Annotated in this window: 27 protein-coding genes; 10 read left to right on the top strand and 17 right to left on the bottom strand. The window is 67.7% G+C overall.

Going from position 1 to position 24,365, the window contains the following annotated elements:
- Positions 1–22: 22 nt before the first annotated feature.
- From U743_RS01085 to U743_RS01065, 5 genes are read right to left on the bottom strand one after another with little or no spacing between them, the layout of a single operon-like run.
- Positions 23–622 carry a GNAT family N-acetyltransferase gene (locus U743_RS01085; RefSeq protein ID WP_043764846.1) on the bottom strand — a complete coding sequence of 200 codons (600 nt, stop codon included), beginning with the start codon at positions 620–622 and terminating at the stop codon, positions 23–25.
- Entirely contained in the window at positions 609–1,529 is a 921-nt protein-coding gene (cyoE, locus tag U743_RS01080; protein WP_052367381.1) for a heme o synthase, read from the bottom strand. The genes U743_RS01085 and cyoE overlap by 14 nt, the downstream gene beginning before the upstream one ends.
- The gene (locus U743_RS01075) at positions 1,526–2,524 is read right to left on the bottom strand and encodes a COX15/CtaA family protein (protein ID WP_043764844.1); all 999 of its coding nucleotides are present in this window, start codon (positions 2,522–2,524) and stop codon (positions 1,526–1,528) included. Before U743_RS01075 ends, cyoE begins: the two co-directional genes overlap by 4 nt.
- 4 nt (positions 2,525–2,528) lie before the next feature.
- On the bottom strand, positions 2,529–3,143 hold the full coding sequence (locus U743_RS01070) for a hypothetical protein (RefSeq protein WP_043764842.1): 615 nt from the start codon (positions 3,141–3,143) through the stop codon (positions 2,529–2,531).
- Positions 3,140–3,868, bottom strand: coding sequence for an SURF1 family protein (locus U743_RS01065; protein ID WP_084191265.1), 729 nt, complete (start codon positions 3,866–3,868; stop codon positions 3,140–3,142). Before U743_RS01065 ends, U743_RS01070 begins: the two co-directional genes overlap by 4 nt.
- A gap of 32 nt (positions 3,869–3,900) precedes the next feature.
- On the opposite strand from U743_RS01065, the gene U743_RS01060 reads away from it, so the two are divergent.
- Complete coding sequence (locus U743_RS01060) at positions 3,901–4,104, top strand: DUF2909 domain-containing protein (protein ID WP_043764840.1); 204 nt, start codon at positions 3,901–3,903, stop codon at positions 4,102–4,104.
- Positions 4,105–4,171: 67 nt separating this feature from the next.
- Here U743_RS01060 and U743_RS01055 read toward each other — a convergent pair whose 3' ends face one another.
- From U743_RS01055 to U743_RS01025, 7 genes are all read right to left on the bottom strand, one after another.
- Positions 4,172–5,050, bottom strand: a complete 879-nt coding sequence (locus U743_RS01055) for a cytochrome c oxidase subunit 3 (protein WP_043764838.1) — start codon at positions 5,048–5,050, stop codon at positions 4,172–4,174.
- A 20-nt stretch (positions 5,051–5,070) separates the two neighbouring features.
- Complete coding sequence (locus U743_RS01050; RefSeq protein ID WP_043764836.1) at positions 5,071–5,631, bottom strand: cytochrome c oxidase assembly protein; 561 nt, start codon at positions 5,629–5,631, stop codon at positions 5,071–5,073.
- A 112-nt stretch (positions 5,632–5,743) separates the two neighbouring features.
- Positions 5,744–7,378 (bottom strand): cytochrome c oxidase subunit I, encoded by a 1,635-nt coding sequence (gene ctaD / locus U743_RS01045; protein WP_043764834.1) that lies wholly within the window; start codon positions 7,376–7,378, stop codon positions 5,744–5,746.
- Positions 7,379–7,396: 18 nt separating this feature from the next.
- The gene (gene coxB / locus U743_RS01040) at positions 7,397–8,608 is read right to left on the bottom strand and encodes a cytochrome c oxidase subunit II (protein WP_084191264.1); all 1,212 of its coding nucleotides are present in this window, start codon (positions 8,606–8,608) and stop codon (positions 7,397–7,399) included.
- Positions 8,609–8,621: 13 nt separating this feature from the next.
- A complete protein-coding gene (locus tag U743_RS17840) occupies positions 8,622–9,158 on the bottom strand; it encodes a DUF2244 domain-containing protein (RefSeq protein WP_052367379.1) in 537 nt (178 codons plus the stop codon).
- An 86-nt stretch (positions 9,159–9,244) separates the two neighbouring features.
- Positions 9,245–9,991, bottom strand: coding sequence for a DUF4198 domain-containing protein (locus U743_RS01030; RefSeq protein ID WP_043764832.1), 747 nt, complete (start codon positions 9,989–9,991; stop codon positions 9,245–9,247).
- A 27-nt stretch (positions 9,992–10,018) separates the two neighbouring features.
- Complete coding sequence (locus U743_RS01025) at positions 10,019–11,974, bottom strand: TonB-dependent hemoglobin/transferrin/lactoferrin family receptor (protein ID WP_052367378.1); 1,956 nt, start codon at positions 11,972–11,974, stop codon at positions 10,019–10,021.
- 153 nt (positions 11,975–12,127) lie between these two features.
- On the opposite strand from U743_RS01025, the gene U743_RS01020 reads away from it, so the two are divergent.
- Positions 12,128–12,562, top strand: coding sequence for a BlaI/MecI/CopY family transcriptional regulator (locus U743_RS01020; protein WP_052367377.1), 435 nt, complete (start codon positions 12,128–12,130; stop codon positions 12,560–12,562).
- On the top strand, positions 12,559–13,518 hold the full coding sequence (locus U743_RS01015; protein WP_043764830.1) for a M48 family metalloprotease: 960 nt from the start codon (positions 12,559–12,561) through the stop codon (positions 13,516–13,518). The genes U743_RS01020 and U743_RS01015 overlap by 4 nt, the downstream gene beginning before the upstream one ends.
- Here the strand turns inward: U743_RS01015 and bioD are convergent.
- Genes bioD through bioB form a run of 3 tightly spaced genes read right to left on the bottom strand, consistent with a single transcriptional unit; the run spans position 13,503 to position 16,403 of the window.
- Positions 13,503–14,186, bottom strand: a complete 684-nt coding sequence (gene bioD, locus U743_RS01010; protein ID WP_156966289.1) for a dethiobiotin synthase — start codon at positions 14,184–14,186, stop codon at positions 13,503–13,505. The two genes, U743_RS01015 and bioD, sit on opposite strands and share 16 nt — an antisense overlap.
- Positions 14,183–15,376: an 8-amino-7-oxononanoate synthase gene (gene bioF / locus U743_RS01005; protein WP_232226688.1), complete on the bottom strand. Its 1,194-nt coding sequence runs from the start codon at positions 15,374–15,376 to the stop codon at positions 14,183–14,185. The genes bioD and bioF overlap by 4 nt, the downstream gene beginning before the upstream one ends.
- A 4-nt stretch (positions 15,377–15,380) precedes the next feature.
- On the bottom strand, positions 15,381–16,403 hold the full coding sequence (bioB, locus tag U743_RS01000) for a biotin synthase BioB (protein WP_084191262.1): 1,023 nt from the start codon (positions 16,401–16,403) through the stop codon (positions 15,381–15,383).
- A 116-nt stretch (positions 16,404–16,519) separates the two neighbouring features.
- Here bioB and U743_RS00995 point away from each other — a divergent pair, with 116 nt between their 5' ends.
- The 6 genes from U743_RS00995 (at position 16,520) to U743_RS00970 (ending at position 21,202) form a co-directional block, all read left to right on the top strand.
- Positions 16,520–17,215, top strand: a complete 696-nt coding sequence (locus U743_RS00995; RefSeq protein ID WP_052367376.1) for a ComF family protein — start codon at positions 16,520–16,522, stop codon at positions 17,213–17,215.
- Positions 17,216–17,377: 162 nt separating this feature from the next.
- Positions 17,378–17,860, top strand: coding sequence for a YajQ family cyclic di-GMP-binding protein (locus U743_RS00990; RefSeq protein WP_043764828.1), 483 nt, complete (start codon positions 17,378–17,380; stop codon positions 17,858–17,860).
- A 49-nt stretch (positions 17,861–17,909) separates the two neighbouring features.
- Positions 17,910–18,560 (top strand): DUF3047 domain-containing protein, encoded by a 651-nt coding sequence (locus U743_RS00985; protein WP_052367375.1) that lies wholly within the window; start codon positions 17,910–17,912, stop codon positions 18,558–18,560.
- Between the two features lie 83 nt (positions 18,561–18,643).
- A complete protein-coding gene (locus U743_RS00980; RefSeq protein WP_043764826.1) occupies positions 18,644–19,234 on the top strand; it encodes a pyridoxamine 5'-phosphate oxidase family protein in 591 nt (196 codons plus the stop codon).
- Positions 19,235–19,286: 52 nt separating this feature from the next.
- Complete coding sequence (locus tag U743_RS00975) at positions 19,287–20,621, top strand: dihydroorotase (protein ID WP_043764823.1); 1,335 nt, start codon at positions 19,287–19,289, stop codon at positions 20,619–20,621.
- Positions 20,618–21,202: a DNA-3-methyladenine glycosylase I gene (locus U743_RS00970; RefSeq protein ID WP_043764821.1), complete on the top strand. Its 585-nt coding sequence runs from the start codon at positions 20,618–20,620 to the stop codon at positions 21,200–21,202. The genes U743_RS00975 and U743_RS00970 overlap by 4 nt, the downstream gene beginning before the upstream one ends.
- A gap of 39 nt (positions 21,203–21,241) precedes the next feature.
- Here the strand turns inward: U743_RS00970 and U743_RS00965 are convergent, their stop codons facing one another.
- Entirely contained in the window at positions 21,242–22,192 is a 951-nt protein-coding gene (locus tag U743_RS00965) for an IS481 family transposase (protein WP_043764819.1), read from the bottom strand.
- Between the two features lie 84 nt (positions 22,193–22,276).
- Entirely contained in the window at positions 22,277–23,629 is a 1,353-nt protein-coding gene (locus U743_RS00960; RefSeq protein WP_052367374.1) for a DUF445 family protein, read from the bottom strand.
- A gap of 306 nt (positions 23,630–23,935) precedes the next feature.
- On the opposite strand from U743_RS00960, the gene U743_RS00955 reads away from it, so the two are divergent.
- A complete protein-coding gene (locus U743_RS00955; RefSeq protein WP_043764817.1) occupies positions 23,936–24,364 on the top strand; it encodes a PGPGW domain-containing protein in 429 nt (142 codons plus the stop codon).
- The last annotated feature ends 1 nt before the right edge of the window (position 24,365 follow it).

Genomic DNA, 24,365 nt, shown 5'->3' with positions numbered 1-24,365 from the left:
GCCACCGGGGCGCCGGCGTGCGTCAATCCAGCTTCTTGCGCCAGAACACCAGCGGCTTCTCGCTTTCCCGAGCCGCACCGATGTCGGTCCAGGGAAAATGGCAGACCATGTCGTCGAGCCGCTCATAGCCCAGGCGCTGCCAGAAGGCGTCATTGGGGACATAGCCTTCCGGCTTCATGGGATGGTCCGTGGGGCGCTGCACGCTGCAGAAGCAACAGCGCTTGCGCCCGAGCATGCGGGCGTGGGCCTCGCGGATCTCGAAAAAGCGCCGACCCAGCCCGAAGCCGCGGTATTCGGGCTGCACCACCGATTCGCCGAAGTAGAGCCAGTCCGCCAAGCGCTCGCCACGCGCCCGCCAGGGCGCCTGCATCTCTGCTTCCGCGGCTTCCATGGGAATCGCGGTGGTCGCGCCCACGGCCCTGTCGCCGTCCCATGCCAGCCCTATCAGGCTGTCCGGGCAGGCGAGATACTGTTCGAGGTAGTCCTTCTCGTAGTCGAGACTGCCGGCGTAGAGATAGGGCCACTCGGCGAAAATCTGCATGCGCAGCGCGGCGATGGCCTCCAGGCGCGGGCGCGCGGCCGAGCCCAGTAGCGTTTCGACCCGGAGCTCAGCCGCCGCCATGCCAGACAGCGAAATAGTGGTCGGCCAGCAGGGCCGTGAACAGCGCCATCAGATAGACGATGGAGTAGCCGAAGGTACGCATGGCCAGCCCCGGCACGGGTGCGAAGCGCAGCCGCAGGGCGTACCAGAGGAAGCCGCCGCCGAGGGCCAGTGCGGCGAAGAGATAGGGCAGCCCGGACATTCCCGTCGCAAAGGGCAGCAGGGTCACGGCCACCAGCAGCAGCGTGTAGAGCAGCACCTGCGTGCGCGTGTAGGCGATGCCGTGGGTGACGGGCAGCATCGGGATGTCGACCTGGGCGTATTCGTCGCGGCGCTCGATGGCCAGCGCCCAGAAGTGCGGCGGCGTCCAGACGAAGATGATCAGGAACAACAGCAGCGCATGCGCATGCACCTCGCCGGTGACTGCCACCCAGCCGAGCACGGGCGGTGCAGCGCCGGCCGCGCCGCCGATGACGATGTTCTGCGGCGTCGCGCGCTTGAGATAGAGCGTGTAGACACCGGCGTAGCCGACCAGCGTGAAGAGTGTCAGCCAGGCCGTCAGCGGATTGATCAGCGCGTAGAGCAGCGCGAAGCCGAGGGCGCCGATCAGCGCGGCGAAGAGACCGGATTCGAGCATGCCGAGCTGCCCGGTCACCAGCGGCCGCTGCTTGGTGCGGGCCATGCGGGCATCGACCTGGCGGTCGAGGATCTGGTTCAGGGCAGCGGCCGAGGCGGCCATCAGGGTGATCCCGACGGAGCCCCAGATCAGTACGCCGGGCGGCACCATGCCGGGCACGGCCAGCAGCATGCCGACGATGGCCGTGAAGGTGATGAGCATCACCACGCGCGGCTTGCACAGCGCGTAGTAGTCCGCGAGACGCGCGCGCGCCTGCGCCGGCAGGTTCTGGGTCACGGCAGCGCCTCTCATGACATCTCCGGCGCGCGCAACACGCTCATGGCAGCAGTCAGGCAGGTCAGCAGCAGCAGCGCGGCGCCGGCATTGTGCGCCGTCGCCAGGCCGAGCGGCAGGTGCTGAACGACGATGCCGATGCCGATCGCGATCTGCAGCGCCAGCGCGCCGAGCAGGGCGAGCCCCAGCCCGCGCCGCGCGACACCGGCCGCCATCAGCAGCAGCGCGAAGACGCCGACAATCGCGGTCACGCCGACGGCTCCGATACGGTGAACGATGTGGATGGCCGTGCGGGCCGGATGCTCGAGAACGCCATATTCGTAATTTTGCCCGATCCCGCGCCAGAGCACGAAGCCTTCGGTCAGATCCATTGCCGGAAGCCACTGGCCGTCGTGGCAGGTCGGGAACTCGGTACAGGCCAGGGCTGCGTAGTTGGTGGATACCCACCCGCCGAGCGCGATCTGGGTGCCCACCGCCGCGATGGCTGCCACTGCCAGCGCACGCAGCGCGCCATTCGTGGCGACCGCGGGTGGCGACCGCTGCGACAACCACAGTCCGAACAGCAGGGCCAGCGTCGTCATGCCGCCGAGCAGATGCGCGGTCACCACGGCCGGCTTCAGCAGCAGCGTGACGGTCCACATGCCGAGCATTCCCTGGAAGACGACGAGTCCGAGCAGTGTCAGGCTGGTCTTCCAGGGCAGGCCATCGCGGCGACCGCGCCAAGCGATCAGGGCCAGGGCGATGACCAGCAACCCGAGCAGGCTCGCGGCGTAGCGATGGCCCATCTCGATCCAGGCCTTGGCCGTGTCCACCGGCATTTCCGGGAAGGCCGCTTCGGCGGCGGCAATGCGATCGGGCGAACTGGGCGCGCCCAGCTGGCCGTAGCAACCCGGCCAGTCCGGGCAGCCCAGACCGGCATCCGACAGGCGCACGAAAGCGCCGAAGACGATCACGCAGAGGGCCAGCACCGCGCCCAGCCCGGCCAGGCGCCGGAAGAGGAGGGGATGGTTCATGAGCTCACCCGATCTGGGAGGCGCGCAGCAGGCGCACGATGTCCTTGCGCAGCGGCTTGGGCTCGATGCCGGCCGGATAGCGCATCATGTAGTTGGCGTGCGGGTCGACCAAATGCAGACCGGGCGCTGACTCACCGGCAGCCGCGGACCCCGCCCCGAAGAGTTCGCGGGCGCTGCCGTCGATGTCGCGGACGATGGTGAGGTCCGGGTGCGCCGCGTCGAGCAACTCGTGCAGCGCCGCCAGATCGCTGTCGGCAGGCACCACCAGCACGCGACTGAGCCGCTTCATGCGATTGTTCAGCGACAGCCGCATCTGGCGCGTCATCAGCAGCGCGTTGGCGCACTCGGCACCGCAGTCACCGTCGTCGAAGACGATCAGGCTCCAGCGCTCGTCCAGGGGCACCGGCTTCCCCGCGTCGTCGAGCAGCGCGAGGTCCTCGACCGGCTGCGCCGGCTGGACGAGCTGACCACGGTTGGTGCGATCCTGCGGAATGAGCTCGGGGGCGGCGAAGTAGATCAGCCAGGCCGACGCCACCGGCAGCGCGAAGACCAGCGCGATGAGCAGGAAGATGCGGCGGCCGCGGCGCTGCGCAGCAACGGGATCAGGGGGAGCGTTCATTCGGCTTTTCGGTTGACCACAAAAAAAATGACGAGCAGCGCCACGGCAAAGCCGAACCACTGCAGGGCGTAGCCCCAGTGCACCTTGGGATCGAGATGATCCGGGCGCCACTGGCGCTGGAATCCGTCGGATGCCTCCGGGTCGAGCAGCAGCAGGCCATCGGCCAGCGGACCGTCGAAGCGACAGGCGATCTCCTCGACCGTCGGATACTGGACCCGCTGCGGTGCCTCCGGCTGCTGGCAGAGGCTGTTCCCCAGCGAGAGCCCGGCCTCCGGAAGCGGGCGCCAGAGCCCGCTGACACGGCGCTGCTCGGAGCCGACGGCGAGATTGTCGGGAAGGCGTTCGCGGCTCGGGGCCGCAACCCATCCACGGTCGACAAGGATAATCTCTCCGCTGTCGCGGCGCAGAGGTGTCCAGACCCGCACCCCCGGCAGACCGTCGCGGATCTGGTTGTCGAGCAGCAGCTGCCCGCCCCCGAGATAGCGGCCCTCCACCCGCACATGCGCCGGGGCGGAATCTGCCGGTGGCGCCGGTTCGTCGAGACCCTCGGGCGCGCGCTCAACCGCCGCCTCGAAGTCGGCCAGCATCTGCTGCTTCTGCTCGGCGCGGCCGAGCTGCCAGAAGCCAAGCGCGACCATGGCGGCAAGCAACGCGGCCGTCAGTAGTGTCGCCCACAAGGGTGGACGGAAGCGGGCTCGAGCGCGCAGCTTCGGGCTATCGATCATAGACTGCACGCTTTCATCGGACAGGGCCGACTATGGACTCGCGCATCGTCATCATCGTTCTCATGGCTGCCATCGTGCTCACGCTGGGCGCGAGCATGGTCTTCCTCGTGCGCGACAACAGCTCGCGCCGCCGCACATTGGGGGCGCTGAAGCTGCGCGTCGCGCTGTCGATTGCGCTTATCGTCGTCTTCATCGTGTCCGTGAGCATGGGGTGGCTGCAGCCCAACGCGCTTTAGCCGCACATGAAAAGGGGCGGAACGCCTGCGGCGCTCCGCCCCCTGTCCGCTTCGAGGCTGCGCCGAGTCAGACGACGTAGACGAAGACGAAGAGCCCGAGCCAGACGACGTCGACGAAGTGCCAGTACCAGGCCACACCCTCGAAGCCGAAGTGGCTGTCGGGCGTGAAGTGCCCCTTCATCAGCCGCAGCGTGATGACGATCAGCATCAGCGTGCCGAGCGTGACGTGCGCGCCGTGAAAGCCCGTCAGCATGAAGAAGGTGGAACCGTAGATGCCCGAGCCCAGCGTCAGGTTCAGATCCTGATAGGCGTGGATGTACTCCTCGACCTGATAGAAGAGGAAGATCGCACCCAGGGCGACCGTCGCCCACATGGCGAGGATGCACTTCAGGCGCTGGCTCTCCTTCAGCGCGTGGTGCGCGATGGTGAGCGTGACGCCGGAGGTCAGCAGGATCAGGGTGTTGATGAAGGGAATGTCCCAGGCCGGGATGGTCTGGAAGCTGCCGCCGATATCGCCCGGCCCGTTGCTCGGCCAAGTGTTCTCGAAGCCGGGCCAGAGCACCAGATGCGTCGACAGATTGTTGCCCTCGCCCGACAGCCAGGGCAGCGACAGCGCGCGCGCGTAATAGAGCGCGCCGAAGAAAGCGCCGAAGAACATCACCTCCGAGAAGATGAACCAGCCCATGCCCCAGCGATAGGTCATGTCGACCTGGGCGTTGTACTTACCGCCTTCGGCTTCGGTGACGATCTTCCAGAACCAAGCGTAGATGCAGATCAGCGACAGCCCGACACCGACGAAGAAGAGCACCGGCATGGACTGGCCGTACTCGATCATCTGGATGAGCCCGATAACGAAGAGCGTCAGCGAGGCCGTCAGCGCGAAAGGCAGCGGGCTGGGAGACGGCACGAAGTAGTGATCGTGATGGGTGGCGGCGTGACTGGACATCGAAGGATTCCCCCGGAGTGTTACCGGCCCTTGGCGGCCGTATCGGTCAATTCGAAAAGGGTGTAGGACATCGTGACGGTGTCGACCTCGGCGGGCAGCTCGGGATCGACGGTGAATACCACCGGCATCTCGCGGGTCTGCCCCGCCTCGAAGGGCTGCTGATCGAAGCAGAAGCAGGCCGTCTTGTGCACGTAACGCGCCGCCTTATAGGGCAGTACCGAGGGCACGGCCTGCACGGTCTTGGCGCGCTGCTCGCGATTCGACGCCGTGACGCGCGCCGTCACGAACTCGCCGGGGTGCAGCTCCAGCCGCTCGGTGACGGCCTCGAAGTCCCAGGGCGCGCCCGAGTTGACCGTCGTGACGATCTCCACGGTTATCGTGCGCGAGGTATCGACCTGCCTCGGTTCGGACGACTCGGCGGCGGCAAAGCCGTTCGAGCTGCGCCCGTTGAGGCCGGTGATGTCGCACAGCACATCGTAGAGCGGCACCAGCGCAAAGCCGAAGACGAACATCGCCGCCACCGTGCCGACCAGACGCAGCACGTGGAAGCGATTACGCGGCTTTTTTCTCGCTTCGGTCATGGTCAGCGCAGCGACATGGATACGAAGAAGGCGCCATAGATGCCGAGCACGAGCACCAGCAGCAGCAAGGCTGTGCGGATATTGCGTCGACGCTGTGAGCTACTGGCGCGCATCAGCCGTGGGCCGGGACTTCCTTGTCGTCGACCACCGGCGGCTCCTCGAAGGTGTGGTAGGGCGCCGGGCTCGGCACCGTCCATTCAAGGCCGTGTGCCCCTTCCCAGGCACGCGCCGGCGCCGGCTCACCACGACCGCTCATGCAGCGCATCATGTTGTAGATGAAGACGAACTGGCCGATGAAGAAGGCGAAGGCGCCGATCGAGGAGATGACGTTGAAGTCCGCGAACTGCACGGCGTAGTCCGGGATTCGACGCGGCATGCCGGCCAGGCCCAGGAAGTGCTGCGGGAAGAAGAGCACATTGATCCAGATCGCCGACCACCAGAAGTGGAACTGGCCCAGCTTCTCGTTGTACATGCGCCCGGTCCACTTCGGGATCCAGTAATAGATCGCGCCCAGGATGGCGAAGACCGCTCCCGGCACCAGCACGTAGTGGAAATGCGCCACCACGAAATAGGTGTCGTGGTACTGGAAGTCGGCCGGGGCGATGGCCAGCATCAGGCCGGAGAAGCCGCCGATGGTGAACAGGAAGACGAAGCCCAGTGCGAAGAGCATGGGCGTCTCGAAGGTCATGGACCCGCGCCACATGGTCGCGATCCAGTTGAAGACCTTCACGCCCGTCGGCACCGCGATCAGCATCGTGCTGAACATGAAGAACAGCTCACCGGCCAGCGGCATGCCCACCGTGAACATGTGGTGCGCCCAGACAATGAAGCTCAGGAAGGCGATGGAGGCCGTGGCGTAGACCATCGAGGCGTAGCCGAAGAGCGGCTTGCGCGCGAAGGCCGGGATGATGGTGCTGACGATGCCGAAGGCCGGCAGGATGAGGATGTAGACCTCGGGGTGCCCGAAGAACCAGAAGATGTGCTGGAACATGACCGGGTCACCACCACCGGCCGCCGAGAAGAAGCTGGTACCGAAGTAGCGGTCGGTCAGCAGCATGGTGACGGCACCGGCCAGCACCGGCATGACGGCGATCAGCAGATAGGCCGTGATCAGCCAGGTCCAGACGAAGAGCGGCATCTTCAGCAGCGTCATGCCCGGGGCGCGCATGTTGAGGATGGTCACCACGACGTTGATCGCGCCGGTGATGGAGCTGATGCCCATCAGATGGATGGCGAAGATCAGGAAGGGGAAGGCCTCGCCCGTCTGCAGCACCAGCGGCGGATACATCGTCCAGCCGGAGGCCGGGGCACCGCCCCCCATGAAGAGCGTCGACAACAGCAGGCCGAAGGCGAAGGGCAGGATCCAGAAGCCCCAGTTGTTGACGCGCGGCAGCGCCAGGTCGGAGCAGCCGATCTGCAGCGGCACCATCCAGTTGGCCAGGCCGGTGAAGGCCGGCATGACGCCGCCGAAGATCATCACCAGCGCGTGCATCGTCGTCATCTGGTTGAAGAACTCGGGATCGACGAACTGCAGACCCGGAGAGAACAGCTCGGCACGGATCACCAGCGACATGAGGCCGCCGACGAAGAGCATCGAGAATGCGAAGACTAGGTAGAGGGTGCCCAAATCCTTGTGATTGGTCGTACCCACCCAGCGCATCACCCACTTGCCGAAGCCGTCGGAGAGCTTGACCGGGCCGTGGTGATGATCGTCGTGCGCGTGATCGTGTGCGTGTGCTTCAGCCATTTCTGCTTGCTCCGTATCTTACTGGCGCAGTTCGGCCACATCGGCCGGCTGGACCACGCCCGAGTCGTTGTCCCAGGAATTGCGGGTAAAGGTGACGACCGCCGCGACCTCCTCGTCGGAGAGATGCCCGAAGGGCGGCATCGCGTTCTTGCCCTTGAGGATCTGCGAGATCTGCTCGGCCGAATCACCGGTGACGACCGCAGAGCCGTGCAGCGACGGGAAGGCCGGCGGCATACCCTCGCCGGAAGCCTGGTGGCAGGCAACGCACTGGCCCCGGTAAACCTTCTCGCCGGTTTCCATGAGCGCGGACAGCTCCATTTCCTCGGCGGGTTCGTCCTCGGCAGCAGCCTCGGCGTCACCAGCGTCAGCGGCATCACTGACTGTGCCGGCGTCATCGGCGCTGGCCATCTGCTGACCTTCTGCCTCGGCCGACTGGGTGCCGTCGTCGCCCTTCTGCTCGGCCAGCCAGGACTCGTACTCGTCCTTGGGTAGCGCCTCCACGACCACCGGCATGAAGCCGTGGTCGCGGCCGCAGAGCTCGGCGCACTGGCCGCGGTAGATGCCGGGCTCGTCGATCTTCGCCCACATCTCGTTGATGAATCCCGGGATGGCGTCGCGCTTCATGCCGAGATCCGGCACCCACCAGCTGTGAATGACGTCGTTGGCAGTCAGCAGGAAGCGAATCTTGGTGTCGACGGGAACGATGAGGCGGTTGTCCACCTCCAGCAGATAGTTATCCACCGTGCTCGGGTCGATGCCCGAACCGACCTGCCGGGCCAGATCGGACTCGCGGTCGAGGCGGCTGATGAAGCTGACGTCCTCGCCGACGTATTCATAGCCCCACATCCACTGGTAGCCGGTCACCTTGATGCTCATCTCGGCATCGCCAGTGTCCTCGATCTTGATCAGCGTACCGGTGGCCGGAATCGCCATGCCGATGAGGATGATGAAGGGAATAATGGTCCAGACGATCTCGACCGTGGTCGATTCGTGGAAGGTCGCCGGCTTCGGATTGCGGCTACGGCGATGCGCCCAGATCGAATAGAAGAAAGCCGCGAAGACCAGTACGCCGATGATGACGACGGCCCAGAAAATCAGCATATGGAGGCCATAGACCTCGCGGCTGATCTCGGTCACGCCCACCGGCATGTTCCAGATCGAACGCTCGGATTCCGCGCCCGCGGAAAACGCCATCAACCACAGCAGCGGTGCTGCGAGCCAGTTCCTCATTGCCTTCACGCCTCTAATCTCCAGATTCCAGGGAGGCGGCACCAGCCGCCGGCAAAGCCGACGTATTCTGCCATCCCGGGCGGAAAACTTCTCGGAGCCGCTCGACAAGCGAGGCGCGATCCTGCGGTCCGAGACAGCGGCCAAGCTCGAAGCGCTGCTCGCCGCAGAGCAGCAGCAGACGAATGTCGCCGGCCAGACCGTGCTCGCTGCGCACCCGAACCATGGCGCGCGGCAGATCCACCCGCGAGCGCGCGCCCTCGCCCACCATACCGAACTCCAGATGCACGCGATCGCTCTCGACGCGGATGACCTCGCGATAGGCGTTGTCGCGCATGCTGACCCACAGCGCCAGCGCCAGCGCCGCCAGCTCGATGCCGGCGAAGGGCAGAACCGGCCAGAAACCCAGCAGTGCCAGATAGATCGCCAAGCCGAGCGATACCGTGCTGATGCTGGCCATGAACCACAGCGCCTGCCGCACGCTCAGACTGGCATTAGGCTGCACGACGATGGTCGTGCGCGCGGGCGGATGGCTTGTTTGGACTTCATCCATACCGTTGAGTGTAGGCAGCCTCGCTAGGCCACTCAACGCGGATTGCGACAGCGCCGAGATGTCGCTGCGACAGCCCGACCCGCGTCTCAATCGCGGCGCAGCACCAGGGTGGCATGGTGGCTGTTCTCGTCGCAAACGGCCGGATCAGCGTAGGGCGTGGCATGCGCGGTATGCAGCAGCCAGGTTCCAGCGCCGAGCGTCAGCTCCAGCTCGCCGCCGGATGTGCTGACCGCCTCGGTCGCCTTCGCCTCGCCCGTGAGTGGCCAGGCTTCCACAGTGGCGCCATGCAAGGCTTCGCCCTCGAAGAGCACGCGCAGCGGCAGCGGCTCCCCCGGCGCTAGGCCATGCGGGTCGGCCTGAAGCACCAGCTCCAGCGGGTGCCCGAGCACCTTGCTAGCTTCGCCTGCCGCGCCCTCGCCCACCGCGAGCAGCGCCTTGAAGGCGTTGTTCGCGTGGCTGCAGTGCGTCGCATCCGACAACTCGGCACGAGAGGCACGCTTGCCGCCCTCCGGCGTGCGCGTCCAGAAGCTGCGTTGCTGCCGACCACCGACAAGCGCGACGCCGGCGCTGCCAACATCGTGCAGGCGCAGCGCGTCGTTACCCTCGGGGCGGGCGTCGACCACATCCCCGCCCGCGGTGTGCAACTGCAGCGGCTGCAGCCGGTCGGTGACGAGCGCGCGGAAGTCGTCCGGGCGGTCGCCGAATGCGATCTGCAGCGCCAGCGCCTCGCCCGGCGCGGGCGCCAGCGTCTCGGCTGCGATCCACGGAAAGTGAGCGGACGCACTCAGCGGCAACAGCAAGACAACGAGACAAAGGCGGGAAATACTTGGCATGGGGTGACTCCAGGAGCTCGAATCGGCTCAGAAACGGTAGGCGAGCTGGACGCGCAGGTTGCGTCCAGGACTGTTGACCAGATTGGTGGCTCGGCGATAGCTCCGATCCAGAACGTTGTCCATGCGCAACTGCATATCCAGCGCCGAACTTAGCGCCGCATTGATGAAGACATCGGTGACGACGTGGCCGGGCGCCGGCCCGGCCGCGTCGGGATCGGTGGTGGGCGGCAAGCGGTCCTGCCGAGCGACAAAGCTGATCCGGGCACCGGCTTCCATGGCCCGCCCGGGCAGCTTCCAAGCACCGCTGAGCGTGACGCGGTCGGCTGGAATGCCTTCCAGCGGCGTGTCGTCACCCTCATCGTCGCCGCGCAGCAGACTGCCCGAAAGCCCCAGGCGATATGCGGGGTGCTCATAGTCCAGCGACAGCTCGACGCCGCGCAGGCGCGCGTCCTCAACATTCTCGAAGCGCGTCGTGTTGGGCGGATCACCGCTGTCGCCGCGCACGATCTGCTCGATGAAGTCCTCGATATCGTTCCGGAAGAGGCTGAGCTGGCCACGCAGCCGGTCACCGTCGCCCCATAGGCCGGAGCGCAGATAGCTCAGGCCCAGCTCCTTGTTGTGCGCCCGCTCGGGCTGCAGGTCAGGATTGGGCAGATAGGTATTGCCGGGAAAATGCTCGCCGGCGACGAAGAGCTCGCGCAGATTCGGTGCCCGGAAGGCCTCCGCATAGCTGGCGAAGGCGCGCAGCCCATCGAACAATCGATAGGACAGTGTCGCCTGCGGCGACCACTCGCGGAAGCGACTCTCCGCTTCCCCGGCCCGCTCGGCGCGCTGGCTGATGCGGTCGTGCCGCAGGCCCAGCGTGAGTGCCGTGCGTGTGCCCAGCACGATGCGGTCCTGGAGGAAGGCACCCAGCGTTTCCTGTCGGGAGCTGGCGAAGCCCGGATCGGGCTGCCCGTCCTCCAGGCCCGTCTGGTCGTCGCGATAGAGCTCAATGCCATAGGTGAGCTGATGCTCGATACCCAGCAGCGACAGGCGGCTGATGTTGAAGACATCCAGACCGCTGGTCGCCAGCTCGGCCTGGCTGCGGCCAGGGACCTCCAGCTGCCGCTCATCGAGTGAAAGCTCCGTGCGATAGAGCGTGGCCTCCAGATCCCAGAGGTTGCCCTCGACGGGCTGGAAGCCGTAGTTGAGCGCGGCCGTGCGCTGCCGCGTCAGCCGGCGCACGGCATCGCCACGCGGCCGGTCGGCCGTAGTGCGGCTGGGGCTGTCGTCGGCGTAGTCGAGATAACTCGCGGACAGGCGGTGCGGGCCCGCAGGACGCCAGCTCGCCTTCAGCAAACCCGAAAGCGTGTCGCTGGCCGAGAAGGGCTCCTCGACGCCATCACCGTCGACGAAATTGTCGGACTGGCTGCGCGTCAGCGCGCCAAGCAGGCCCAGATCGCCGCGCTGCCCGGCCAACGTCAGCCCGCCCACCCCCTCGTCGGCATTGCTCTGATAGCCCGCCAGCAGCCGGCCACCGAGAACCTCGCCGGGCGCCAGGAACTGCTGGGCGTCCAGCGTACGGAAGTCGACGACACCGCCGATGGCACCGCTGCCGAAGAGCGTGGAGGCCGGGCCGCGCAGCACCTCGACGCGCTGCAGCAGCGTCGGGTCGAGGAAAGTCTGGCCGCGATGACGGATCTGCAGATTCTGGCGCGCGCCGTCCAGTCGCACCACGACGCGACCATCGCTCAGGCCGCGAATCGTCGGCATCAGCGCATCGCGGCGCGGCCCGCCGGAAATGGTGACGCCGGGGGCATCGCGCAGCAGATCATCGATGCTGCGCGCCTGCCGGCGCGTGATTTCCTCACGATCGACGACGCTGACCGGAGCGCTGGCCTCGCTCTGCATCTGCGTCTGGCGACCGACCGTGACCACCACTTCGTCCAACTCGGTGACCGACTGCCCGTCGGTCTGCTGCGCGAAACCGACTGCTGTCATCGCCCATCCGGCCAACAGACTCGCCAAGCAGCCCGCTTCCCGAAACCCGCGCCCCTGATGCGCCATCCGATTGTTCTCAATGATGTATGCAATAACGATGGTATGGGCGCCAGCTAAAACCGAGAAGCGATCGGTTTTCCCGCTCAAGCCGCGTTGCGCTACATTGCCGCCATGGTCTTCGGCCTCTACCGCAAGCGCACACCGCCTCTGGGCGACCTCGAACGACAGATGCTTGAGCTGCTCTGGACGCACGGCGCCAGCAGCGCCCAGCAGCTGCATGCGCAACTCGTCGACGAGCATCCGATTCGCCTCAGCACCGTGCAGAGCACGCTGGAACGGTTGGTGCGCAAGGAACTGCTGACACGCGAGAAACGGGGTCGCGCCTATTCCTATACGCCGGCGCTGTCGCGGCAGATGCTGCTCGCGCGCATGGTCGCGGAGCTGGTCAGCGATCTCGGCAACCCGTCGGAGAGCGCGGCGCTGGGGCTGGTCGAGCTCTCCGAGGATGTCGACGAGGCCACCCTGACGCAGCTCGAAGTCTGGGTAGCGGCCACCCGCCGAGCGCGCGAAGGCGGAGGCGAGCCATGACGGCGCTGGCGGTCGCCATTCTCGGGGGCGCTGTGGTCTGGTGGCTCTCCGGTCAGCTACTGCGCCCGGTGCCGAGCCTGCTCGAAGGGCCCCTGGGCCGCCTCGCCGCGCCGGTGCGGCTGCGGCTGCTAAGCGCACTGGCGCTACTGCCTCTGCTGGCCGGAACCGCCAGCGCCTTGCTGCTACAACTCCCAGCGCTGGGTGGTCTATGGATCACGAGGCATTGCCATCCCGGCATCGGCTGCGCACCGCACCACCCCGCCGCCATCGCCGAGGGCAGCGGTCCGCTTCTGACAGCGGTCGCGGGAAGCCTGCTGCTGGCTGCCGGCTGGCGCGCCGCCCGCCTCTTCACGGCGCACCGCCGCCGCCAGCGCCAACTCCGCCAACTGGCACGCCGCCAGCCGGATGGCTTCGGACTGATCGACAGCGAGGAGGTCTTCGCCGTGACTGCAGGGCTGCTGCGACCGGAGGTCTATGTCTCCGAGGGCATGCGCACGCGCCTGGATGCGCTGCAGATGCGCTCGCTGCTGGCGCACGAGGCCAGCCACGTGGCGCACCGCGACAATCTGCGGCTCGCCTTTCTGGCGGGGATGGCACCGGCAGCGCTCGCCGGACCGGCATCCGGGCTGATGCGCGCGCTGCGGTGCGCGCTGGAGGCGCGCTGCGACGCCGAAGCCGCCCGCCGCCTGCGCGACCCACTGCTGATCGCTGCCACGCTGCTACGTGCGCGGCCACGCCCGAGCTCAGCTGAGACGCCGTCCGGCGGCGGCGCGCTGAGCGCGCGCGTAGGCGATTTACTGCACCCACCGCAGCCGGCGCCGGGACTGAGCCCCCTAATCCTTCTGCTCTTCGGCGTGCTACTGCTGGCTTCCACAGCCCTCGGCGGCAATCTCGCGCATCACGGCGCGGAGTGGGTACAGACGCTGCTGGCGGCGGCACCTCAGCCGCGCGGCTGACGCAGCCAGCCCTCGTCCAGGCGCAGCGCAGCCTGCTCGGGCGGCTCGTCGCGCGCCACCTCCAGCAGCGGCGTACCGAGGCGCGCGGCCAGCGTCGCGCGCATGCCCTCGGCCGTGCCGGTGTCGTCCTCGGGAAGATGGTTCGCCACCCAGCCGCACCAGCAGCCGGCACGCCGCAGGGCGTCGACGGTCAGCAGGGCGTGATTGATCGCGCCCAGCTTCAAGCCCACCACCAGCAGCACCGGCATACCGTGCCCGGCCATCCAGTCCGAGAAGTCCGTGTCCGCGCCCAGCGGCACGCGCCAGCCGCCGGCCCCCTCCACCACGACCAGTTCGGCGCGCGCGCGCAGCGCGGCCAGGCCGGCGTCTAGCACGCCCGTGTCGATAGGCGCGCCGGCGCGCTCGGCGGCGAGATGCGGCGCGATGGCGGGCGCAAAGGCGACGGGGTTGACCGCCTCATAGGTCAGCCCGGGCATGCCATACGCGAGCAGGGCCTCGGCGTCCCCGTTGCGCAGGCCGTCGGCCGTTTCGCGACAGCCGCTGGCCACCGGCTTGTAGCCGGCCGCGTGCAGCCCGGCGCGCTGCGCCGCTGCCAGCAGCGCGCAGGCCACGCGCGTCTTGCCGACGCCGGTATCGGTGCCGGTGACGCCGATGACGCTGGCGCTCACGCGTGTGCGCCCTCGGTCTCGGCGGCGAGCACCGCTGCCAGCGCGTCGAGCAGCGCCTCGATCTGCGCAGTGCCGTGCGCCGCCGACAGCGCGATGCGCAGGCGGCTGGTGCCCTCCGGCACGGTCGGCGGCCGGATGCCGGCCACCCAGAAACCGCGCTCCCAGAGCGCGCGCGAGACGCGCATGGTGCGCGCGGCATCGCCCAGCACCAGCGGCTGGATGGCGGTCTCGGAGGCGCCCACCGCGAGGCCACGCTCGGCCGCCCCGGTGCGGAAATGCCGGATGTTGGCGGCAAGCCGCTCCTGGCGCTCGGGTTCGGCGCGGATGATGGCGAGCCCGGCGCGCGCCGCCGCGGCCACCGAAGGCGGTGGCGCCGTCGAGAACACCCAGGTGCGCGCGCGCTGCACCAGCCAGTCGATGAGGGTGTGCGAGCCCGCGACGAAGGCACCGGCGGCGCCCACGGCCTTGCCCAGCGTGGCGACATAGACCGGCACCTCACTGTGCGTCAGCCCCGCCGCTGCCAGGCTGCCGCGGCCGCCCGGCCCGCGTGCGCCGAAGCCGTGCGCGTCGTCGACATAGAGGGTGGCGCCGCGCTGCGCGCAGCTCGCCGCCAGCGCCGGCAACGGCGCGGCATCACCATCCATCGAGAAGACGCCGTCGCTGACCGCCAGCGCGCCGTCGCCGGCCTCGGCCAGCGCGGCATCGAAAGCCGCCGCGTCGGCGTGCGGCACGCGCGTGATGGCCGCGCGCGACAGCCGCGCGCCGTCGATCAGCGAGGCGTGGTTGAGAGCATCCGAGCAGATCGTGTCGCCGCGGCCGGCCAGCGCCGGCAGCGCGCCGAGATTGGCCGCCCAGCCGTTGGCGAAGAGCAGCGCCGCTTCGCAGCCGAGGAAACCGGCGATCTCCTCTTCCAGCGCGCGGTGCTCGCGATTGTGGCCGGAGACCAGCGCGGCGGCGCCGCTGCCGGTGCCGCTGGCGCGCAAGGCGCGCGCCGCGGCCTCGGCCAGACGTGGGTCAGCCGCGAGGCCGAGATAGTCGTTCGCGCAGAAGCACAGGCAGTCGCGCCCATCGACGCGAATCGACACGCCGTGGGCGCCGTCGACGATGCGGCGCTGGCGGTGCAGATCGCGCGCCGCCAGCGCCTCGAGTTGCCCGCGCAGTCGCGCGTCCAGCGCGGCCGCGGCGCTCACTGCCTCAGGCCGCAGCTGTCTCGGCAGCGCTGGGCTGCTGCGCCGCGTGACCGGCGTGCACGGCACCCGGCTCGCCCGCCTCCGGCGTGATGCCGAGCCGTGCGAAGAGCTCGCGGTCGTGAGCGTTCTGCGGATTCTCGGTGGTCAGCAGCCGCTCGCCGTAGAAGACCGAGTTGGCGCCGGCGGCAAAGCACAGCGCCTGCAGCTCGTCGCTCATCTCCTCGCGACCGGCCGACAGCCGCACCATCGAGGCCGGCATGACGATGCGCGCGACGGCGATAGTGCGCACGAATTCCAGCGGGTCGATGGGCGGCAGGCCGTCCACCGGCGTGCCCGGCACCTGCACCAGGTTGTTGATCGGCACCGACTCCGGGTGCGGCTGCAGCTTGGCCAGCTCCTCGAGCAGGCCGGCGCGATCCGAGCGCGTCTCGCCCATGCCGACGATGCCGCCGCAGCAGACCTTCATGCCGGCCTCGCGCACGGCCGCCAGCGTCTCCAGCCGGTCCTCGTAGGTGCGGGTCGTGATGACTTCGCCGTAGAACTCGGGCGAGGAATCGAGGTTGTGGTTGTAGTAGTCGAGGCCGCTGTCGGCCAGGGCACTGGCCTGCTTGTCGCTGAGCATGCCCGCGGTCAGGCAGCTTTCCAGGCCCAGCTCGCGCACACCCTGAATCATGGCCTGCAGCTTGGGGATGTCGCGGTCCTTGGGCGAGCGCCAGGCCGCGCCCATGCAGAAGCGGGTGGCGCCGTCATCCTTGGCGGCCCTGGCTGCGGCGAGAACATCCTCGACCTCCATCAGCGCCTCGCGCTCCAGGCCGGTGTCGTAGCGGATGGACTGCGGGCAGTACTTGCAGTCCTCGGGGCAGGCACCGGTCTTGATCGACAACAGCGTCGACAGCTGCACGCTGTTGGCATCGAAGTGGGCACGATGGGCGGTCTGCGCCATGAAGAGCAGGTCGTTGAAAGGACGCTCGAAGAGCGCGACGATCTCGTCTCGGCTCCAGTCATGACGGATAGGGCCTGGCTGCATGATTCTGTCTCCTGCTGATCGCGCGAAGCGCTGTGTCCGGGGCGCGCGCCGAAGGCGCCGCTGCTGGCGCGGAGTGTCGGGCGACCACGTGGGCCTGTCAACCTCCAGGTGCGGGTATGGTTGACAGCGTGCTCGACTGGGCGCTGGGCGGCGAGCGCTGCGCGCTGTGCCACGCGCCGGCCTTCGAGGCCGGCCTGTGCGCGCCCTGCATCGACGCCCTGCCCTGGAATGCGCCGGCCTGCCCGCGCTGCGCGCTGCCGCTGGCCAGTCCGACGTCGAGTTGCCAGCAGTGCCGGGCGCTGGGACCGGTGGCGGATTCCGTGCTCTGTCCGCTGCGTTATGCACCGCCAGCGGACCGATGGGTGCACGCGCTGAAGTACGAAGCCGAGCTGGCTGCCGGGCGGCGCATGGGGCGACTGCTCGCCCAGGCCATCCGCAACGAAGGCGTTCCGCTGCCCGAGCTGATCCTGCCCATGCCGCTGCATCCGAAGCGGCTGCGTGAGCGCGGCTACAACCAGGCGCAGGAGATCGCGCGCTGGATGGGGCGGGCGCTGGCGGTGCCAATGGCCTCGACGCTGGCGTGGCGCTGGCGGGAAACCGCCGACCAGACGCACCTGAATGCCGGCGAACGCCGGCGCAATCTGCGCGACGCCTTCCGCGCCGACGGCGCGCGGCTGGCCGGCAGGCACGTGGCAGTGATCGACGATGTCATGACGACCGGCGCCAGCGCCCGCGCACTGGTGGCAACACTGCGCAAGGCCGGGGCGACGAGAGTCAGCGTCTGGTGCGCCACACGCACGCCACTGCCCTAGACGAAGGCTATCCCCCGCGATCAAGACGACCGCGCGTCCTCGCCGCGCGCTGGCCACCGTTCGCGCGGACATGTGTGTCACGGCAGAAGCCGCTCCGGCGGTGACTACCGCCGGCACGGCGCGCGCAGTACGCTGTGCGCCCACCCTGAATCCGCAACCGCCATGCCCTCCTTCGATGTCGTCTCCGAAGTCGACAAGCACGAGCTCACGAATGCCGTCGACCAGGCCAGCCGTGAGCTGGAGAACCGCTTCGATTTCCGAGGCGTCGAGGCCAGCTTCTCGCTGGAAGACTCGATCATCAACCTGGAAGCCCCCAGCGATTTCCAGCTCAAGCAGATGATGGACATCCTGCGCGGCAAGCTCGCCGCCCGGAAGATCGACCTGAAGGCCATCGACGAGAAGGAGCCGGAAATCAGCCTGGGCCGCGCGCGGCAGGCGGTGGCGATGAAGCAGGGCATCGAGAAGACCGAGGCCAAGCAGCTGATCAAGGCGTTGAAGGACGCCAAGCTCAAGGTCGACGCCCAGATCAACGGCGAAAAGCTACGCGTCACGGGCAAGAAGCGCGACGACCTGCAGGCCGCCATGGCATTGCTGCGCAAGACCGATGCCGATCTGCCTCTGCAGTTCGAGAATCTGCGCGACTAGGCGTAGGCTGGGAGCGGTACCACTCCGCTTTATCGAGGTGCTACCGCGCATGCTCAAAGGAATCGCCCCGCAGCTGCTGCTCGTTCTGATGCTGCCCGGCGCTGCGGCTGCCGCCCAGAGCCTGCACTTCGCTCCAGCGGACATCCTTGACTGGCAGACGCACAGCTTCAACGGCGAAACCGAATACACCCGTGCCGAGCGCGACGGTGAACACGCCGTGCACGCACGCTGCAATGACAGCACCGGTTCCGGCCACGTGCTGCAAAAGAAAATCGACCTGGACGAAACGCCGATCATGGAATGGCGCTGGCGCGTCGACGCCGTCTACGAAGGACTCGACCCGCACAGCAAGGAAGGCGACGACTATCCGGCGCGGATCTACGTCGTCGACCGCCACAGCGTACTGCGCTGGCGCACGCGCGCCATCAACTACGTCTGGGCCAATACCCAGCCCGAGGGCAGCGACTGGGCCAACCCCTTCACCGACCGCGCGCACATGCTGGCCGTGGCCTCGGGCGTGCCGGAAGACAAGGGCTGGCACAGCCAGCGCCGCAATCTGCGCGAGGACTTCCAGCGCTTCCACGACCGCGAGCTGGACAGCATCAACGTGGTGGCCATCATGACCGACTGCGACAACGCCGGGCAGACCGCCGAAGCCTGGTACGGCGCCATCCGCTTCCTGCCCGCAGGGACGGACTGAGCCGGGGCCGCACACAGCCCGGGCGCTTCTCGGGGCGGGGCAGAATGTGTAAGCAGTCAACGACCACCCGCCTCTAGCCCTTCGTGCCAAGCGCTTACTACAACGATCTCGACGCCGCCTGGCAGCACGCCTGGCAGGAACTCGCGCGCGGCTGCGCGGACCGGCACCACGGCTTCCATCTCGCCCAGCTCGCCAGCGTGGATACCGAGGGCGCGCCCGATCTGCGCGCGGTGATTCTGCGCGCAGCCGACGCCGATGCGACGACTTTGCGCATGCACACGGATACGCGCTCCGCCAAGTGCGCACAGCTCGCCGCCGATAATCGCGCCGCACTGCTGGTCTACGACACCCGCAGCAAGCTGCAGCTGCGTGTCCGCGGCCGCATCAGCCTGCACGGCGACGACGCCACGGCCGAAGCCGCCTGGCAGGCCGCGCAGCCGATGAGCCGCACCTGCTACCGCATCGAACCGGGGCCGGGTAGCGTGATCGCGACGCCGGACGGCTACCGGCATCCCGAGCCTGAGACGGACGCGCCGGACCCCGGCCGCACACAGTTCCGCGCGTTGCTGCTGCAGGCCGAACGCCTGGAATGGCTGCACCTGGCTGCCGAGGGCCATCGGCGCGCACGCTGGCAGCAAAGCGAAGGCTGGCGCGGGATGTGGCTCGCGCCCTGAGGCCGCCTGCTCTCGCTATGATGGCTGCCCCAGCCCAGCGACGAGCGCCTGGATGAAAACGCTGATCAGCAACGCCCGCGTCGTCACGGACGGCCGGATTCGGGAGGGCGACGTGCTCATCGACGGCGAGCGCATCGCGCGCGTCGACAGCCAGATTTCTGCCGATGACGTGAACCGGGTCGTCGATGCGAAGGGTCGCTGGCTGCTGCCCGGAATGATCGACGACCAGGTGCACTTCCGCGATCCGGGGCTGACGCACAAGGGCAATCTCGCCACCGAATCCGCCGCGGCCGTAGCCGGCGGCATCACCAGCTTCATGGAGATGCCCAACACCCTGCCCAACACCGTGACCCGCGAGCGCCTGCGCGAGAAGTACGGCCTGGCCGAGGGCCGTGCCCACGGCAACTACGCCTTCTACTTCGGCGCCGCCAACGACAACCTGGAGGAAATCCGCGCGCTGCCGCCCGGCGAGGCCTGCGGGCTGAAGATCTTCATGGGGGCCTCCACCGGCAACATGCTGGTTGACGATCCGGACACCCTGGACGCCATCTTCGGCAGCTTCGAGGGCATCATCGCCACGCACTGCGAAGACACGCCCACCATCGTCGCCCACGAGGAACACTTCACCAAGCGCTTTGGTGAGGACATCCCGATGTCCGCGCACCCGCTGATCCGATCGGCCGAGGCCTGCTACAAGTCCACCGAACTGGCCGTGGGCCTGGCGCGCAAGCACGGCAGTCGCCTGCACGTGCTGCACATGACGACCGCGCGCGAGCTGGATTTCTTCGAACCCGGTCCGGTCACCGGCAAGCAGATCACCGCCGAGGCCTGCGTGCATCACCTCTGGTTCTCCGACGCCGACTACGAGGCGTTGGGCGCGCGCATCAAGTGCAATCCGGCTATAAAAAAAGCCGAGGATCGCGCCGCACTGCGCGCGGCGGTGGCCGACGGCCGGCTCAATATCATCGCCACCGACCACGCCCCGCACACGCTGGAAGAGAAGAACCACGCCTACAAGCGCGCGGCGGCCGGCCTGCCGCTGGTGCAGCACGCCATGCTCGTCGTGCTGGAGCTGGTGCGCGACGGCGTCTTCGACCTACCCACCGCCGTCGAGCGCATGAGCCACGCCCCGGCCGAACGCTTCGGCGTCGTCGATCGCGGCCGCATCGCCGAGGGCCAGTTCGCCGACCTGGTGCTGATCAACCCCGAGCATCACACCGACGTCACGCCGGAGAGCCTGCTCTACAAGTGCGCCTGGTCACCCTTCGAGGGCACCAGCTTTCGGCACCATGTCGACACCACCTACGTCAACGGCGTGCCGGTCTGGGATGGCCGGACGGTATCCGATCGCCCGGTCGGCCAGCGTCTGCAGTTCGCGCGGCCATGAGCGAGCCGCTGCGCTGCGACTGGGCAGAGAACAGCGACATCGAACGCGCCTACCACGACGCCGAATGGGGCGTGCCCAAGCATGACGAAGCCACGCTCTTCGAATTCCTGATCCTGGAAGGCGCGCAGGCCGGGCTGTCCTGGCGCACGATCCTCGCCAAGCGCGACAACTTCCGCGCCGCCTTCGCGAACTTCGCCCCGGAAGCGATGGCGCGCTTCGACGAGACCGATCGCACGCGGCTGCTCCACGACGCCGGCATCGTGCGCAACCGGCTCAAGATCGACGCCGCCATCGGCAATGCTCGCGCCTATCTGGCATTGCGCGAAGCGTGCGGCGGCCTCGCCCCCTTCCTCTGGGATTTCGTCGACGGCGAGCCCATCGTCAACCACTGGCGCCGCATGCAGGATGTGCCCGCCAGCACGGCGCTGTCCGACCAGATCAGCAAAGCGCTCAAGCAGCGCGGTTTCCGCTTCGTGGGCAGCACCATCGTATACGCCTATCTGCAGGCCACGGGACTGGTGAACGACCATCTCACGGGCTGCTTCCGGCACGCCGAGATCACCCGGGCGCCGGGGGCCTGAACCTCCGTCATCGTCAGCTTCTGCTGACCGAGCCGGCGTCTAGGTGTGTAAACCCACCAGGTTGTTCACGGATAAGCCGAGTGCGCTGACGGGTGGTTGGTAGTTCAGGCTGGCGTGTGGTCGGTGCCAGTTGTACTGGTGGAGCCAAGCGGGGAGATGCTCGGTGCGCTGGTCGGCGTTGTCGTAGCTGCGGGCGTAGGCCCATTCGCGCAGGGCTGTTTGGATGAAGCGCTCGGCCTTGCCGTTGGTGCGCGGCGTGTAGGGCTTGGTGCGGATGTGGCGGATACCCAGCCGGCGGAGCAGCCGGGCGAAGCATTGGGACTTGTAGCAGGCGCCGTTGTCCGTCATGACCCGCTCGATGGTGATGCCGAAGCCCCGGTAGTAGCGGATGGCCTGGATCAGCGCCCGGCACGCGCTGCGCCCGGTCTCATCAGCATGCACCGTGCTCAACGCCAGGCGGGAAGCGTCATCGACGGCGACGTGGACGTAATCCCAGCCCGCCCCGCGCGAGGTCATGCGGCGGCTGTCTGTCACACGATGGCCCGGCCGATGGAAGCGCCCGAGCTTCTTCACATCCAGGTGCAGCAGCTGGCCAGGCCGATCGCAGGTATAGCGCCGGATCGGCCGAGGTGGATCCAGCACGGACAGCCGATTGAGCCCCGCACGCTGCAGGACGCGGCCAATCGTCGCCATCGAGACCCCGGTGCACTCATGGATCTCGCGGTAGGTGCGCCGCTTGCGGCGCAGCGTGATGATCCGCTCGCACTGGGACGGTGCCGTCTGATGCGGGCAGTGTGCTGGGCGCGAACCGCGATCCCGCAACCCGGCTTCACCTTCTTCGATGTAGCGGCGGCGCCACTTGTAGGCGGTGCGCACGCTGACGCCCATCGCCTGGGCCGCTTCCTCCGCCCGAAGCCCTTCTTCCAGCATCCGGCGAACCAGAAGGGCTCGACCATGGGCCGTTAAACGGGCATGTTTATGGCTGTTCATCCGGGGCCTCCCTCAAGTGGATTGGGTCGCACCTGAAGCTTCGGGGAGACAACCCCGGATGAACAACCTACTGAGAGATCACATCTAGGCGCCGCGAGCATCCTGCCGACGCAGGCGGTACTCGTTGAAGCGATAGGCCACCCACACGGCGCCCACGCCCACGGCGATGGGCACCGCGAACAGCAAGTGGACCTGCACCGTGCCGGCCACTAGCCCCAGGCAACCACCGAGCACCTGGATGATCGTGAGATTGCCACCAGTATTGTCCAGCACCATCTTTTCCAGCTCGTCGGTATCCAGCTGCATCACCTGTTGCTCGACCAACTCGGTGACATTGAGCTGCTGCACCGCCCGCTCGATGGCCGCGCGCACGTAATCCTGCCCGGTGGGCGCCTCCAGCAGCGTCAGGGTGCGCGCCTTCAGCCATTGCAGCAGCCGAATCAAGGCGCTCTCGATCTGCGCCCAGTTCTCGCCACTGTTCAGGTAATCGCCGATCTGATCGACCATCGCCGGCAGCAGATGCTCGCGCGATAGGCCGCTGACGGTCTCGATCCAGCTCTCGAGCTCTTGCTGCAGCTGCGCCTGCTTCTTCTCCGAAGCAAGATCGGCTTGCACCGAGGCCATGATGGCATCGAGCAAGCGCAGGCCCTCCTCAGCCAGGCCGCTATCCTCGCTGAAGCGCACCAGCATATTTTCGATGGCGGCTTCATCAAGGGATAGCAGGCTTTTCAGCCCCATACCGATCCGCCCCACGCCGCGGTGACTCTGCAGGTATCGCTCGATGGCGTCGTCCACCCAGGCGGCGACCTCTGGCACCCGCTGGCGCAGCAGCTGGCGGATCGTGCGCGCGACCATCTCGCGATTGTCCGGGTCCTCCGAGAAGGCGCTCAGGGCGGCGCGCACGCGCTGCCAATAGGTCTCGATGGCCTGCGGGTTGCGCGCCAGACCCTTGGCCGCTTCCTCACCCAGATCGAAGGTCGCGGTCAGCAACTCCGGGCCACGCTCGTTGAGCAGGCGCACGAGCAGGGCCGCGATCTCGCGCCGGACCTCCGGCTTCTGCAGATTGATGTCCACCCAATCAGCCAATCCCTGCGTGCCCACATCGATGAGCCGCTTCTCGGAGATATAGGCAAGCAGTATGTCCGGCGACAGCAGCTGCTCCTGCACACTCTCACCGAGGCTGCGCGCGATCTGTGGCTGGTTCTTGGGTACCAGTCCGCGCCAACCGAACACCCGCCCGCGCTTGGGCTGAAACAGCATCTTGATGGCCAGATAATTGGTGAAGTAGCCGACGCAACCAGCCACGCAGATCACGAAGCCGGAGCGCGGCCACCCGTATTGCGCACCCAGCCAGTAGTCGAGCGCGGCGAAAACGGCCGTCGCCAGCAGTAGCGCATGGCGAAAGCTGCGATCCCAGGCGGTGACATCCCGCGTCATGACTTCTCCTCGGCGCGGGCGCGCGGCGCCCTAGGCGTCTCATCATGCCCTCTGCTGGCCGGTTTCTGCTGCGTACGGGCGTGGCGTTGAACCCCACCCTCGCGGCATACTGAGACCATGCCGCCACCGCCAGAGGCCCTCGCCGCCGCCCGAGCCCGGCCACTCCATCATCTCCACGCGGCCGGAACGCTAAGGCGCCCACCCGCCGTGGCATTCACTTGGTCGCGAGAAGCCGCGCCCGCGTCGGGACGCCGACTATGGGCATGAAGGATGGTTGCCTGACGTACAGCCTTCGCCTTTCCGATCATGCTTGAATGGCTTGAGGCTCGGGAGGCGCTGCTGTGGTGGCTGGGCGCCGCCTCGGCGCTGATGTTCGTCGCCAGCCTTGCCGTCGTGCCCTGGCTGGCCGCGCGCATTCCGGTCGACTACTTCGCGCACGCGCATCGCCAGCCCGTGATCCCGTCGACGATGCACCCGGCCACGCGTCTGCTGCTGCTGGCACTGAAGAATATCGCGGGACTGGTATTGCTGTGCATGGGGCTGATCATGCTGGTGACACCCGGTCAGGGCGTGCTGACCATTCTGCTGGGCGTCAGTCTGCTCAACTTCCCGGGCAAGTACCGCGCCGAGCGCTGGCTGGTCAGCCGACCCAGCGTGCTACGCACGCTGAACTGGCTGCGCGCCCGCCAGGGCTTGCCACCGCTACAGCTCGACGGCGCACTTCAGGCGCGCTGAG

Source organism: Algiphilus aromaticivorans DG1253 (assembly GCF_000733765.1).
In the GTDB taxonomy this organism is placed as follows: Bacteria; Pseudomonadota; Gammaproteobacteria; order Nevskiales; family Nevskiaceae; genus Algiphilus; species Algiphilus aromaticivorans.
Note: the sequence above shows the minus strand (reverse complement) of the source record. Positions and strands in the feature narration are given on the sequence as shown.